This is a genomic window from Jeongeupia sp. HS-3 (assembly GCF_015140455.1).
Taxonomy (GTDB): domain Bacteria; phylum Pseudomonadota; class Gammaproteobacteria; order Burkholderiales; family Chitinibacteraceae; genus Jeongeupia.
This window is the reverse complement of record NZ_AP024094.1, coordinates 1090214-1103764: the sequence shown is the minus strand read 5'-3', so window position 1 is coordinate 1103764 and position 13551 is coordinate 1090214. Positions and strand designations below refer to the sequence as shown.

The following is a 13551-nucleotide window of genomic DNA, read 5'->3' as shown; positions in this document are numbered from 1 at the left end:
CATGACCGATACCTTGCCTGCCCCGCTTTCCGAAGAAGAACTCGACCGTCTGGATGCGTTTCTGATGTCCCCGCGCACCCCGGCCGAAACCATGGACTTGGAAATGCTCGACGGCTTTCTCGTCGCGCTTGCCGTCGGGCCAGAGGACATCCTTGAGGACGAATGGCTGCCGCAAGTTTTCGACGGTACGCCACCCGAATTTGACGATGCCATCGAGGCCGAAGAAACCTTCAGCCTGATCCGCCGTCACGCCGCGAGCGTCAAGGCCTCGTTCGCGCCGAAACGCCGCGAAAACATCGGCGAAGAGCCGCTGTACTTTCCGCTGGTGCTGTCGGACGAAGGCGCTGATGAAAAATGGCAGGACTCCCTCGGCGCTTATTGGGCCAGCGGTTTTCGCGCGGGTTTGCTGGCGCGCGAAGAAATCTGGCAGGCCGCCCTCGATGAGGACGAACACCTGTTCGATTCCGTTGCCTCGATCCTCGCGCTGGAAGAAGGCCATGATGCCGATGACGAAACCAAACCCCTCACACTCAAAGCACGTGAAGAGCGGATTTCCGAACTGCCGTGGATCGTCGAAGACGTGATGTTCTACTGGCTGGAGAAAAAATACGGCCAGGTCGAGCGTGTCGAGCGCGAAGAACCCAAAACCGGCCGCAACGATCCATGCCCGTGCGGTTCGGGGAAAAAATTCAAGAAGTGCCACGGCGCTTAATCGCTGCCGTTTGCATCAAGACCCGTCGACCTCGGCAGGCATTGCAATGCACGCCGAGGTCGACGGGTCCGGCTTAAGGCGGCCAAGGCACGATCCGGTATAATCCGCCCTCTTCACAGCACCTTCTTTATAGCGCGCCCATGCATCGCCTCGTCATTCAAGCCCCTGAAATTGCCACGCAAGACCTGAAGCAACTCGCCCGACTGTCGGATGCGAACCAGATCGAGGCGATCAGCCAGCGCGCCTTCAAACTGCATGGCGCCCATATCGACAACGAGGAAGCCGTTGCCGACTTTTGCGAATCCAACCAGCTTGATTTCGCCTTCATCCCTGAAGATATCGGCGTTCGCGACATCGGCCTCGTGGTCATGGATATGGATTCGACGCTGATCACGATCGAATGCATCGACGAGATCGCTGATATGGTCGGCATCAAGCCGCAAGTCGCCGAAATCACCGCAGCGGCAATGCGCGGCGAGCTTGATTTTCGTGAGAGTCTGACCCGCCGTGTCGCACTACTGGCCGGGCTCCATGAAGGCGCGCTGCAGCGCGTGTATGACGAGCGCCTCACGCTGATGGCCGGCGCAGAGGAAATGCTTGCCGGTTTTCAGGCTGCCGGCGCACAAACCTTGCTGATCTCCGGCGGCTTCACCTTTTTTACCGACAAGCTGCAGGGCCGCCTGGGGTTGAGCAAGGCAATCGCCAATGTGCTTGAGATCGAAGGCGGCAAGCTGACCGGTCGCGTCAATGGTGACATTGTCGACGCAGAGCGCAAGAAGGGAGAGCTGATCGCACTGCGCGAATCGCTTGGCCTGCGCAGTGAGCAGGTCGTCGCGATCGGTGACGGCGCCAACGATTTGCCGATGCTGCATGCTGCGGGCTTCGGCGTTGCCTGCCACGCCAAACCCAAGGTACAGGCCGAGGCGCCGTACTGTATCAATCAGGTCGGGCTTGAGGGTGTGCTTAACTACTTCCGCTAAAGAATTACTTTAAGTGCAATAAAAAATGCCAATCAAAACAATTGATTGGCGTTTTTTCTTTATGTTCCGGGTGAGGTGATTATTCGAGATCGCTCGACCAGCCATCGGGCCGCATCAAGGCATTGTCGAAGCGCGAGTGCTGCCCCATGAACACCAGCGGAATCTTGCCGGTCGGCCCGTTCCGGTGCTTGCCGATGATGCACTCGGCCAGGCCTTTGTGCGGTGAATCCGGGTTGTAGTAGTCGTCGCGGTACATGAACATGATCACGTCGGCATCCTGTTCGATGGCGCCCGATTCACGCAAGTCGGACATCATCGGCCGCTTGTCGGTACGCTGCTCGACCGCACGCGACAACTGCGACAGCGCGATAATCGGCACTTGAAGTTCGCGCGCCAAGCCCTTGAGTGAGCGGGAAATTTCGCTAACCTCGGTCGCCCGGTTCTGGTCCTTGGCGCCGGCCCTTCCCGCCATCAGCTGGATATAGTCGATCACGATCAGCCCCAGCTGGCCACCGACCTGGCGCGCCAGTCTTCGTGACTTGGTGCGAATTTCCATCGCGGTTAGCGCGCCGGTTTCCTCGATGAAGATCGGCGCCTCGGATAGCTTGTTCACCGCATGCGTCAGGCGCAGCCAATCCTCATCCTCAAAGCGGCCGGTTTTGAGCTTGTGCATGTCGATCTTGCCGATCGAACCCACCATCCGCATGCCGAGCTGTGCCGCGCCCATTTCCAGCGAGAAAATGGCCACCGGTAGCTTGAGTTCGGTACCGACATACTCGGCGATGTTGACCGAGAACGCTGTTTTGCCCATCGATGGCCGACCCGCCACGATCACTAGGTCGCCCTTCTGCAGGCCGGATGTCATCTTGTCGAGGTCGATAAATCCGGTGGCAACCCCGGTGACCTCGGATGGATTGTCCTGCTGGTACAGATGATCAATGCGCTCAACGATCTCTTTCAGGATCGGCGGCATCGAAATAAAACCTTTCTGCCCCTTGGCCGATTGCTCGGCAATCATGAACACGCGCGACTCGGCCTCGTCGAGCAACTCTGCCGACTCCCGACCATTCGGGTTGTACGCCGACTCGGCAATATCGGCGCCGACCCCGGCCAGCTGGCGCATGACCGAGCGCTCGCGCACGATTTCGCCGTAGCGGCGGATGTTGGCGGCCGATGGCGTATTTGATGCCAGCGACCCCAGGTACGCCAGGCCGCCAACGTAGGCAAGATCGTTCGAGTTATCCAGTGACTCGGCCACGGTAATCACATCGGCCGGGCGGTTATGCTCGATCAGCTTGACGATGTGTTGCCAGATTTTCTTGTGATCTTCGCGGTAGAAATCGTTCTCGTTGATCACATCGGCGATTTTGTCGAACGCCGTGTTATCGAGCATCAGCCCGCCGAGCACCGATTGTTCGGCCTCGATCGAATGCGGCGGCAGGCGCAGTGCCGCGACGTCGGCGGCGAGCCCGGCTTGCATGGCTTGAGGGGGGGCGGTAGGATACTCGGTCATTTCCGACAGTTGCTTCGTGGGCGAAAGGTTGCCTATTCTAGTCCCTTGCAGCCCGTGGCGCGACGCCATACTGCCATGAAGCGTATCCGCAAGTCCGTTCTCGTCCCCCACTCCGCTGCGCACATGTTTCGACTTGTCGACGACGTCGAGCATTACCCGCGCTTTTTGCCGTGGTGCGGCGGCGTCGAAGTGCACGAGCGCACCGAGGGCACACTCAACACGACACTGCGGATTGATTTTCTGCGGGTGAAATCCTTTTTCCGCACCCACAACATCAATGGCGACAACCGCATCGACATGCAGCTGGTTGATGGCCCGTTCAAGGCACTAACAGGTATCTGGCGGTTCACGCCACTCATGGAAGATGCCTGCAAGGTCGAGTTCGAGCTCGATTACGAGTTCGAAAATCGCGCGCTCGAAGTGCTGATCGGACCGGTATTCGAAAAAATCACCAGCACCTTTGTCGATTGCTTCGTTAAAGAGGCCGATCGGCGCTATGGCTGAGCAGGCATAAACATGAGTGAACACATCGTCGTCGAAGTGGTGTACGCCACGCCCGGCAAGCAGAAACTGCATTCCTTGCGTGCGCCCGCCGGCACGACCGCAGAACAGGCGATTCAGCAATCCGGCATCCTTTCGGATTTTCCGGAAATCGATCTTGCCGCCAACAAGGTCGGCATTTTCGGCAAGGCGATCAAGCTGGATACGGTCCTGCGCGACAAGGACAGAGTGGAAATCTACCGCCCGCTGATCGCAGACCCCAAGGAAGTACGCCGTCGCCGCGTGGCAGAAGGCAAGGCGATGAAGAAAGGCGGCGGCGAGCTGTGACGATATAAAAAATCGGCCCAGCGGCCGATTTTTTATTGCAGCACTACATTACAAAATCATCCGCAGTTTTTCTTGATGATGTCCTGCATTTTGGCGAGCTCTTCTTTCTTGCGTTCTTCGGTCATGAACTCGACCTTCCCCTTCTCGTTCAGGCTGTTGTAGCGCGCAGACTGCAAGTAACCCGTCCGCGTCCTCGCCTCGGCGCATAGCTTGGGGTCTTTCTTGGCTTCCGACTGCGATTCAGCCGCCGGCGCAGAAGCAGCCGCTTGCGATGCGGTAGTGACAGGCTTTGCGCCCTCGGCTCGACTGGAGGGCGCAACACTCACCGGTTGTTTGCTGGTTTTTACGATCTGGGCCTTGCCCTTGTCCGCGCCAGCGGGAGGCGTATCGGAATACTGCCAGGCGCCCTTCGCGTCTTTCCATTTGTAAATCTCGGCATTCGACAAGCTTGCGGCCAGACAAAGCGCCAATAGCGCCAGATACGGTTTCATTGCTGTACCCCTGTTTTTGTATTTGGATCAGGCAAAAGCGCGATAGCCAGATCAATAGCGTCGAAGCCGTTTGCCTGCAAGCTGCAGCCGATCTATTCGCGGACAGTGCATCGAAAAGGCAACACCAGCTCACGCCCTGCCGGCATTACTAACAAGTGTGAGTTTGCCCGTGGAGATCGGGCCTTGCGCCGAATAAGATGAATTTGTGCCGGTCGTTCTGTCAACAGGATAGCCGGCGAGCTTCATCTCTCCTCAGATTATGCCCGCGACCTGCGGGCATTTTTTTATGCGCCGATTCTCGCCTCATCGCCGCCATCCCCATCAAGCTTCACCTGCTCGATCTCGACAAAGCGGCGGGAAATCTTCTCGCTGGTGATCGCCACATTCTGCACATCATCGTTCGCCTGTCGTATATGCGTCGCCAGCTTTTTCATTCGATCGTCGAAGCGGCTGAACTCCTGCGAGAGCTTGCCCAGCGCCTCTTTGATGATGTGAACCTGCTTGCGGGTTTCCACGTCCTTGATCACCGCTCGCGCAGTATTGAGCACGGCCATCAGTGTCGTCGGCGAGACTATCCACACGCGCCGGCTCATCGCATGCTGCACCAGTTCCGGGTGATAGGCGTGGATTTCGGCAAACACGGCCTCGGCCGGCACAAACATCACCGCACCATCGGCCGTCTCATTGGCGATGATGTATTTGCCGGAAATATCGTCGACATGCTTTTTGATGTCGGCCTTGAAGGCGCGCGTTGCGACAACCTTATCGGCGCTCGGATCGAACATCCGGTGATAGTTTTCCAGCGGAAACTTGGCGTCGACGGCGACCAGACCGGTCGGCTCGGGTAGGCGCAACAGGCAATCGGCACGGGTGCCGTTCGACAGGGTCGCCTGAAACTCATACACCTGTGCCGGCAGCACATTGCGCACCAGATGTTCCAGCTGCACCTCGCCAAACGCGCCGCGCGAACGCTTGTCGCCGAGCAGCTCCTGCAGACTGATGACATTGGTGGTCAGCCCGTCGATTTTCTTTTGCGCCTCGTCGATCGTTGCCAGCCGCGCCATCACGTTGGCAAAGGTCTCATTGGTCTTCTTGAAGCCTTCGTCGAGCCGTTCGTTCACCTTGCCGGAGATTTCCGCCAGGCGGGTATCGGCGGTCTTGGTCAGCTCGCCGACCGTAGTGGTGAGTTGCAGCGAGGTCGACGCAAGCAGTGCCTGGATCTGTTCCATTTCACGCTTCGATTGTTCGGCCAGCATGGTCGAGAGCTTGACCAGCACATCCTCACGCAAGGCATCCTGCTTGCCCTTGAGCTCGGCGGCGATGTCGGCCAGTTGCTTGAGCATCAGCTCGCGGGTTTCCGATAGTGTCGCGGTCAGTGACAAACGCATGACCGACAGCGATTCACTTTGCGTACTGGAAAGCCGATGCAGCGCTTCGCGGGTATCCTTGAGTTCGGTACTGACACCCGTGCGCAGGCGATCGAAGGATTCGCCCATTGCATCACGCAACTGCCCGGCGGAACGGTTGATCGCCTCGTTCAGCAGGCTGCCATGCTGCGCCATCGCCGCATGCTGCGATTCGGTCTGCCTTGCCAGTCCGGCATGCAGGTCGCCCAGCATTTGCCTGTGCTTGTCTTCCAGCTCTTGGGATAACAGCTCGAGAACGTCTTGCTGGGTATTGGCGAGTTGCTGCAGTCGCACCACCACCACGACACCGGCGAGGAGCACCAACAGGGTTGTAATACCAAAAAGCAGATCAAGCATGAAGAACTCCGGAAACCAGCCGGACATTGTAAGTGATCATGCTCCGCCTGATGGCGTCATTCCCGTGCGCACCACGCCAGCCAGGCCGTGTGCAAGCGCTCGGCAGAAACAGAATGAACAAAGCCCAATTGCCGCGCTACGGACGTCATGGCCTCACCCTGCTCGAACAGGCTTGCGGCAAAGCTGTTGCGCAGGGTTTGCGGGCTGATCCGCTCGGGGTGCAATGTAGCAATGCCTGATGCGGCAACCTGGCTTCGCGTCGCCCGTAGAATAGTGGCCGGGTGCATCATCCGGCCATCAAGATCGGCGGGAAAAACCAGATCACCTGCCGTGCCGGCATGCTGACGCTGAATCAGCCACCCATTTAAGTGCGGCACTGCAAAGGCTTGTAGCGCCACCTGCCGTGTCGGTTGGTCATCCCGTTTGAGGCTCAGAATACATGGCGTTAAAAACGCGAGGCTATCGATGGTCAGTCGCTGAGCTTCCGCCAGCTTCAAGCCGGCGCCGAGCAATACCGCAACCAGGGCACGGTCACGCTGTTGTCGCCAGAGGCCCAATTCGGTGTCCGCCCCCACTGGTACTGCCAACCATGCGCACAAATCGGCGCACTCGTTGCGCGATAAGAACCCGGTATCGTCGTTCGAATGAACCCGGCGCCACTGCTCCGCTTGCAGGCGAATCGCCACGCGAGCCGGATTCGAGGGATCCGGCGTCTCTCCGGCCAGGAAATCGAAAATACGCTCAATGATGCGCAAATAGCGGTCGCGCTGCTGGCGCTTGACGTCGGTGAGGCTGCCGAGAAATTGCACCAGCTGTGCGGCGCTCAATTGCCGCAAGCTGAGTTGATTCGCCTCGAGCCAGGCGATGAATTTATGCCATTGCGCGCGATAGACATCGGCCGACGAACTGCGGAAGCGCCCCCTGCCCTTGACGACTGGCAAAGCCAGCCAGGCATCAAAACAGTCGCGCGGGGCGGCTTCCCATGAAGACCAAGCGCAGATGGTAAGAGCTGCTGGGGTGGGTGTATCAACTGAGGGTGGTAAAGGCATGAATCAATACCAAAGTCTGACTGTTAATTGCACCAGTATACGTTTGACCCTAGCTACGCCTGCTAGATGGTGTCGTCACGAGTGATTGGCGAGTGTGTATGCTGCCGCCATGACAAGCACACCGCCGACCAAGCGCCTGGTACACCGCCGCCACGACCTTCCTGATCAAACGTGGCTTTTGCTCGAACCGCTCCTGCCCGGTCGCCACGGCGCCTGGGGCGGCCGGGCCAGAGATAACCGCCTGTTCCTCAACGCCGTGTTCTGGATTTTGCGTACCGGCGCCCCATGGCGCGATTTGCCGCCCGATTATGGCGACTGGAAGAACACCCACCGCCGCTTTTGTCGCTGGCGTGACAAGGACGTCTGGGCACACCTGCTTGAAGCGCTGATCACCAATCCGGATTTCGAATGGCTGATGATCGACGCCACGCATGCCAAGGTGCATCCGCATGCCGCCGGCGCACGCGGCGGCAATCAGGCAATGGGGGTGACCAAAGGGGCTAAACAGTAAGCTGCACTTGGCGGTGGACGCGCACGGCATGCCGGTGCGGGTCTTGGTGACCTCGGGCACGACGGCGGACTGCACCCAGGGCGGCGCGTTGATTGACGGCTTGAGCGCGGAATACCTGCTGGCTGATCGTGGCTATGACAGCGACGCCATCGTTGCTCAGGCCTCGGCGCAAGGCATGAGAACGGTGATTCCGTCGCGCCGCAACCGTAAGGCGCCGCGTGAACACGATGCGGCGCTGTATCGCCACCGGCATCTGGTTGAAAATGCGTTTTTGCAGCTCAAACGCTGGCGAGGCATCGCCACGCGCTATGCCAAGAATGCGGCGTCATTCCTGGCGGCAGTCCAGATTCGCTGCATTGCGATCTGGGCGTGCATCTTGTGACGACACCACCTAGACAAACATAAAAAAAAGGAACCCCGTCGTGGCGAAGTTCCTTTTTACATGCCTGATTGATTACAGCGGGATGTCCTTGAACGCCACCCCGAATCGAATCACCCACAGGCGGCTCGGGCGTTCGTCGTCGCTGCCGCGACCAATCCGGTATTTCGGTTTGGTTAGTGTCGTGCATTTGCTGCCAGTTAGCGCGCCGTTTGCGTCCTGACTGCAGTCGTCGCCCTTCAGTGCAGTGCCCTTGTCATCGATGATCTTGCCGGAAAGGCCAAAATCGTTGTCGTTGGTGAGGGCAATGGTGTTGGCATCGATCAGCGTCAGGCCTTCGGCCTTCTCGGCGATCCAGCCAAACTTGGCGTCACGCAAATCGGCCAGCACTTTCCGGGTCGCCGGAATAACGCCTGCCGCTTTGATCACGGCCAGATCGCTCTGGTACTCGACGTCAAGGCTATTGATCTTCTTGCCGGTCAGGTCGGTCGCTGCGGAAATATCAATCAGCACCAGCATGTTGTGGACAATGCCGTCCTTCTGCTCACCCTGCTCGATCAGCAGGAATTTGGTATCCGACAATGCGATCAGATCGCCGAGTTTGGCGTCTTTGGCCTTGCCGTACAGGGCGGTATCGAACGGGTATGCGAGCATGCGGGTGGCACCGGTCGCCGGATCATATTCGACCAAACGGATCACCGGAGATTTGCTGGTTTTTTGCACCTTGTTGTTACTGTCGGGGGCGTCAGGCAGCGACAGAATGGATTGCACCATCGCGACGACCTTGCCGGACGGCGTAACCGCAACACCTTCGAAACCGCGATTGGCTTGGCGGTTCTTGATGATTTCCGGCAAGCCCGCGCCCGGCGCCAGTTTTCTCAGCAACCGGCCGGTTGCCGGGTCGAGCTGGGCGAGGTACGGGCTGTACTCGTCGGTCAGCCATAGCTTGCCACCTTGGTCGAGCGAAAGCCCTTCCGGATCGATGCCGTGGATATCATTTGCAACGGCAAGCTTGCTCAGCGATTCGCTCAACGCCACCTCGTTGGTCGCTCCGACCATCTCAGCCGGGATCGGCAGGCCGCTCATCTTGCTGCCGTCGACGTCTTTCAAGTCGGTGGTCGACTCCACCGTGGCCACGCCCCCCTTCAGCCGCATCAGGCCGATTTTCGGGTTGAAGCCCGGGGCGGGGAATACCTTGCTCTTTTTGCCATCCGCCTGATCCGGCGAGTCGCCGTTCGGGCCACGGTCGGTCAGGATGTAGAACAGCAGGCTGCCGTCCGCGTCCTTGCCCTTGTAGGCGAGACTGGAGCCGATCGACAGCGGGAAGCCCTGCGGAAAAGCGGCCTTGATGCCAGCATCGCTCCCCGGATACGGCACATTGAATTTTTCCGGCACTTGCACGCGGTATTTGCTGATTTCCAGCGTCACGCCCGAAGCATCTACCTTGGTCGTTGCCGTAGCGCCGAGCATGGCCAGCGTCGATTCAAAATGTTCACGCGTACTGGCCACGCTGACGGGCGTCTTGCCGAGCACGCCGCTGGCCACAGCATCGAAGGCTTGCATATTATCCAGCGGCAACGTCTTCCCCTTGAGTGCTGCGCGGCTTGCGGCCTCGATGGCAATGCCGTTATCAGGGTTCTGGTCGGCGTCCAGCGTCTGCAGCAGGCGGGCGCGGGCAATGACCTTGTCCGAGAGCGGATTGGCCGGGTCGAAATCGGCGAGCGTCACCTTGGATTTCCCCTTGGACTGTCCGATCACAATGCCTCCAACGCTGAACGTTACCGTATCACCATCCCGATAACTGAAGGTGCCGCTCGCATCGGTGAGCTGCTGGGTGGCATCGGAGCTGGTTACGTATTCCAGTCCGGCGACCTGAGCATCGTAAAACTGGCCGGTCTTACTGCCAACGGGAGTCGGGGTCGGACTTGGCGCAGGAATGGGGGTCGGCGTTGGCGTGACTGCAACCGCATTGTCGTCACCCCCTCCGCATGCGGAAAGCCCGGCCGAGACCAGGGCGGTTAATATCAGGGTCGGGATACGTTGTTTCATCGTCGCTCGTTCTCTTTCCAGAAAAGCGCAGACGCTAACGTCTGGAAATGACGATTCCATGACCGGCCAGCACGATGGGCGCCAATGAGGCGCAATCACAACAGACCGTTATAATGTCCCGATGCGATTCATCTTCCCAGCCCTTATCGCCATCAGCAGCGCATGCGCACTGGCGGCCCCTCAGAATAACGACACTTTGCGCCGAGAAGTGGAGGGCTGGGTGCAGCAGCAGCTCAGCACCTCGGCGGCACCGGCCACGATCACGGTGGGCGAATTTGACAGCCGGCTTCGGCTGGCTGCTTGTGCACGCAGGGATATCCAGCTGGCGCCAGGTGCCAGACTGATCGGCAATACCCATGTACGGGTTCGCTGTGTTGAGGGCGCCAGCTGGGCGATTAATCTGCCGGTACAGATCAACCAAAACGTCAGTTATTACGTCGCCGCGCGGCCCCTTCCGGCCGGCCAGGTGCTGAGCGCCGCCGACATCCAGCTACAGCAGGGCAACCTCGGGCAATTACCCGGCAGCATTGTGCTCGACCCCTCTCAGGCGCTCGGTCGTACCCTTGGCACCGCGCTTGCGAGCGGGGCGCTGCTTCGCGCCGAAATGCTTCGCGCAGCGATCGTAATTCGCCAGGGGCAACGGGTAAAACTCACCGTTCGCATGAATGGTATTGATGTCAGCAACGAAGGCGCCGCCCTGAACAACGCCACCGAGGGCCAACTGGTGCGGGTTCGCTTGCTTGGCAATCAAATCGTTCAGGGCACGGCCATGGCCGATGGTTCGGTCAACGCCACGCCCTGATTGGTTCGGTTCAGTCGGCCGGCTGTAGCTGTGCCGCCGACGGCGTAGACTCGGCCTCGGCACGGGTAGGATCCGCCGCGGTCCACCAGCGCAGCCGATTCCTCCCTTCCCGCTTGGCGGCATACAGCGCGGCATCTGCCCGCTCCAGCGGAGGGTCGGTTTCCGCATCGGCGCTGATGGATAGCACTGCGCCAATCGAAATCGTGATGCCGATCAGCCGTTGACCGTGAAAATCCACCGCCAGAAGCCGTACGGCACTCATCAAGCGCTCGCCCCAGTCGGTCAAGCCTTCGTGATCGATGCCCGGCAACAATACGGTAAATTCCTCACCGCCAAATCGGCACACCACATCGTCCGCCCGCCCCAGATTGAGGAGGCACTGAGCCAGTGCACGCAGCACGGCATCACCAGCCTCATGACCATAGGTGTCGTTGTAGCGCTTGAAATGATCAATATCGATCATGGCAACGCCCAGCGTGCCATGACTGCGCTTGGCCCGGGCAAGCTCACGCCGCAGGCATTCTTCCAGATACCTGCGATTGAACAGCCCGGTTAACGGATCAGAGATCGACTGCAGTTTCAGCGTTTCACGCAGATGCAGGTTGGCTATCGCGATGGATATTTGCTCGGCGACCGACAAGGCCAGTTGATGTTCCACATCACTGAACTGGCAATCCGAATGTGAAAGCGATCCCAATAGCGTCAGCATTCCCTGATTGCGCCCCTGTGCGGTCATCGGAATGCACAGGCTTTGTCGGGCCGGCGCAATGGGCACATGCTTGCAGCGCGGCCCGTTTTGCGGTGTTTGCACCCAGTGCGGCTGCCCCAGTCTCACGCCCCAACAATCGTCTGGTGTCATAACTGTTTGCGTTCTCGGCAACTCACCCCAGCGGCACGCCTCTTCCATCTGCGCGGTTGCCGGATTATCGATGAACAGCTGACCGGCACTCTCCGGGAACAGGCGCGCCATTGAAGAGCGAATGATGTCGCGCGCCTCATCAAACGTCTGGCAGCAATCGAGCATCCTCCCGAGTTCACGCTGCAGGGATACGTCCTGCAAATGACGCCGCAGCGCGTCCAGCCTACCCTCCAGCGACTCATTGCTGTGCTGTAGCACATCGCTGACTGTATCCCGCTCGATCAAATCCGCATGCAAGCGTGCCTGCTCCAGCCAGGCGCGCCGGGTGCCTCGCGCAAGATGCGCGACCAGGCAGAACGCGCCAACGATCAGCAGAGCCGTCGTCAACAGCAACGCCACGCCAGTGGCCTGAGCTGCCGCGCCAGTACGACCAATCGCCTGACGCACCTGCTTCAGTTGCTGGACCAAGCCCTGCTGCCGAACGTCAATGGATTGAAAAAGCCGATCCCGCGCGGCTTGAAATGTGACCGGCGAACTTCGCCCCGCCGCAGCCTCATCTAGTCGTAAAGGCAGCACCACCAGTTCGGCATTGCGCACGGCGACAGCAGCGCCGGCGCCACCGTTGCGTTGCCATGCCAGCCAGCTTTGCCGCAGTTTTTCACCTGCGGCACCCTGCCAGGCAGACACCGAGTTGACGTCGGCCAGATCCTGACGCAATGCCTGCAAATGCTCGATTTCGCCAATCAGTACACCGTGTTGCGGCGCACTGATTTGCAGGGCCTTGCGATGCTGGGCCACGGTCCACACACCCACCAAGGCCATAGCGCCAAGCAGCAGCACAAACGCGATCCACCCGTGACGCGGACTGCCTGTAGCCGGCACCTCGCCCGCCAAGTCGATTTTGAGCAACTCCGCCAACGGCGGGGACAAGACGATGTACGCGGCCAGTGGCAAGCTCAACAGGGCCAGCGTCATCAGCCCGCCACCATCGATCGCAGCCCCCTCGTCTGCGGCTCCCGGCAGAAGCGGCACGAAACCCATGCCAGCAACGGCCAGTGCGAAGACCAGCGTCAACGTCATTCTCCGCCACGGCAAGGCCGAGCCTGCAAGGCAGAAATTGCAGCTCCACATGGTCACGATCGCAGCAACCGACAGCAACGCAAACTTTATCGCCCAAGGCCAACCCCAAGGCGCCTGAGCATCTACACCCACGCCGACCAACCAGTCGGCCAGCGCCAACACCCCGGTCAAAGCCAGCACGAGCGCGGCCCAACCCACCAGGCGCAAGCGGTGTTTGAGCAATATCCGCAGCACGATAGTGACGCCCGCCAGCAACACGCCCAGTGAGCACAACGCGGGAAGGAGCGGCAATTGTCCGAGGCGCTGCGGGCTCGCGGCGAGCAACCACGCCAGCCTGGCCAGCCAGAAACCACCGCCGATCGCTAGTGCACCGGCAAACACAAAGCGGGATTGCCGCCGCTCCGTCGTGCCCGCGACACGTTCGAGCCAATGTAGCCCACCATGAATCGCCAGGGCGGCAATCAATAGCGGCAGCAGATGCAAACCAAGCAGATAAATCTCGTTCATCGCCGACCCCTGACAAATTCCTTTCAAT

General features: G+C 59.6%; 12 protein-coding genes. 6 read left to right on the top strand and 6 right to left on the bottom strand.

Annotation, left to right across the window (positions count from 1 at the left end; translation table 11 throughout):
• Position 1 precedes the first annotated feature (1 nt).
• Complete coding sequence (locus tag JLC71_RS05195; RefSeq protein ID WP_200917706.1) at positions 2-712, top strand: YecA/YgfB family protein; 711 nt, start codon at positions 2-4, stop codon at positions 710-712.
• Between the two features lie 140 nt (positions 713-852).
• Positions 853-1692 (top strand): phosphoserine phosphatase SerB, encoded by an 840-nt coding sequence (serB, locus tag JLC71_RS05190; RefSeq protein ID WP_200917705.1) that lies wholly within the window; start codon positions 853-855, stop codon positions 1690-1692.
• Between the two features lie 79 nt (positions 1693-1771).
• Here serB and dnaB read toward each other — a convergent pair whose 3' ends face one another.
• Positions 1772-3205 carry a replicative DNA helicase gene (gene dnaB, locus JLC71_RS05185; RefSeq protein WP_236250991.1) on the bottom strand — a complete coding sequence of 478 codons (1434 nt, stop codon included), beginning with the start codon at positions 3203-3205 and terminating at the stop codon, positions 1772-1774.
• 75 nt (positions 3206-3280) lie between these two features.
• Here dnaB and JLC71_RS05180 point away from each other — a divergent pair, with 75 nt between their 5' ends.
• Together JLC71_RS05180 and JLC71_RS05175 are read left to right on the top strand one after the other, a co-directional pair.
• Positions 3281-3709, top strand: coding sequence for a type II toxin-antitoxin system RatA family toxin (locus tag JLC71_RS05180; RefSeq protein ID WP_200917704.1), 429 nt, complete (start codon positions 3281-3283; stop codon positions 3707-3709).
• A gap of 12 nt (positions 3710-3721) precedes the next feature.
• The gene (locus tag JLC71_RS05175) at positions 3722-4033 is read left to right on the top strand and encodes an RnfH family protein (protein WP_200917703.1); all 312 of its coding nucleotides are present in this window, start codon (positions 3722-3724) and stop codon (positions 4031-4033) included.
• Positions 4034-4089: 56 nt separating this feature from the next.
• Here JLC71_RS05175 and JLC71_RS05170 read toward each other — a convergent pair whose 3' ends face one another.
• From JLC71_RS05170 to JLC71_RS05160, 3 genes are all read right to left on the bottom strand, one after another.
• Entirely contained in the window at positions 4090-4524 is a 435-nt protein-coding gene (locus tag JLC71_RS05170; RefSeq protein WP_200917702.1) for a DUF4124 domain-containing protein, read from the bottom strand.
• A 284-nt stretch (positions 4525-4808) separates the two neighbouring features.
• The gene (locus JLC71_RS05165; protein WP_200917701.1) at positions 4809-6287 is read right to left on the bottom strand and encodes a DNA recombination protein RmuC; all 1479 of its coding nucleotides are present in this window, start codon (positions 6285-6287) and stop codon (positions 4809-4811) included.
• Between the two features lie 56 nt (positions 6288-6343).
• Positions 6344-7336, bottom strand: a complete 993-nt coding sequence (locus JLC71_RS05160; protein WP_200917700.1) for a tyrosine-type recombinase/integrase — start codon at positions 7334-7336, stop codon at positions 6344-6346.
• Between the two features lie 109 nt (positions 7337-7445).
• Here JLC71_RS05160 and JLC71_RS05155 point away from each other — a divergent pair.
• Positions 7446-8229, top strand: a protein-coding gene (locus JLC71_RS05155; protein WP_200917699.1) for an IS5 family transposase whose coding sequence is annotated in 2 segments (ribosomal slippage) — positions 7446-7834 and positions 7833-8229 — 786 coding nt in all. Because the reading frame shifts where the segments join, the coding sequence is not laid out codon by codon here.
• A gap of 72 nt (positions 8230-8301) precedes the next feature.
• Here the strand turns inward: JLC71_RS05155 and JLC71_RS05150 are convergent.
• Entirely contained in the window at positions 8302-10275 is a 1974-nt protein-coding gene (locus tag JLC71_RS05150) for an esterase-like activity of phytase family protein (RefSeq protein WP_200917698.1), read from the bottom strand.
• Positions 10276-10396: 121 nt separating this feature from the next.
• Between JLC71_RS05150 and flgA the strand changes: the two genes are divergently transcribed.
• The gene (gene flgA / locus JLC71_RS05145; RefSeq protein ID WP_200917697.1) at positions 10397-11077 is read left to right on the top strand and encodes a flagellar basal body P-ring formation chaperone FlgA; all 681 of its coding nucleotides are present in this window, start codon (positions 10397-10399) and stop codon (positions 11075-11077) included.
• Positions 11078-11087: 10 nt separating this feature from the next.
• Here flgA and JLC71_RS05140 read toward each other — a convergent pair whose 3' ends face one another.
• On the bottom strand, positions 11088-13523 hold the full coding sequence (locus JLC71_RS05140; protein WP_200917696.1) for a GGDEF domain-containing protein: 2436 nt from the start codon (positions 13521-13523) through the stop codon (positions 11088-11090).
• Positions 13524-13551: the final 28 nt, after the last annotated feature.

Excerpts from the sequence above, each read along its gene's own strand:
- JLC71_RS05195 (WP_200917706.1), top strand. The coding sequence starts at position 2 with ATGACCGATACCTTGCCTGCCCCGCTTTCCGAAGAAGAACTCGACCGT.
- serB (WP_200917705.1), top strand. The coding sequence starts at position 853 with ATGCATCGCCTCGTCATTCAAGCCCCTGAAATTGCCACGCAAGACCTG.
- dnaB (WP_236250991.1), bottom strand. The coding sequence starts at position 3,205 with ATGACCGAGTATCCTACCGCCCCCCCTCAAGCCATGCAAGCCGGGCTC.
- JLC71_RS05180 (WP_200917704.1), top strand. The coding sequence starts at position 3,281 with ATGAAGCGTATCCGCAAGTCCGTTCTCGTCCCCCACTCCGCTGCGCAC.
- JLC71_RS05175 (WP_200917703.1), top strand. The coding sequence starts at position 3,722 with ATGAGTGAACACATCGTCGTCGAAGTGGTGTACGCCACGCCCGGCAAG.
- JLC71_RS05170 (WP_200917702.1), bottom strand. The coding sequence starts at position 4,524 with ATGAAACCGTATCTGGCGCTATTGGCGCTTTGTCTGGCCGCAAGCTTG.
- JLC71_RS05165 (WP_200917701.1), bottom strand. The coding sequence starts at position 6,287 with ATGCTTGATCTGCTTTTTGGTATTACAACCCTGTTGGTGCTCCTCGCC.
- JLC71_RS05160 (WP_200917700.1), bottom strand. The coding sequence starts at position 7,336 with ATGCCTTTACCACCCTCAGTTGATACACCCACCCCAGCAGCTCTTACC.
- JLC71_RS05150 (WP_200917698.1), bottom strand. The coding sequence starts at position 10,275 with ATGAAACAACGTATCCCGACCCTGATATTAACCGCCCTGGTCTCGGCC.
- flgA (WP_200917697.1), top strand. The coding sequence starts at position 10,397 with ATGCGATTCATCTTCCCAGCCCTTATCGCCATCAGCAGCGCATGCGCA.
- JLC71_RS05140 (WP_200917696.1), bottom strand. The coding sequence starts at position 13,523 with ATGAACGAGATTTATCTGCTTGGTTTGCATCTGCTGCCGCTATTGATT.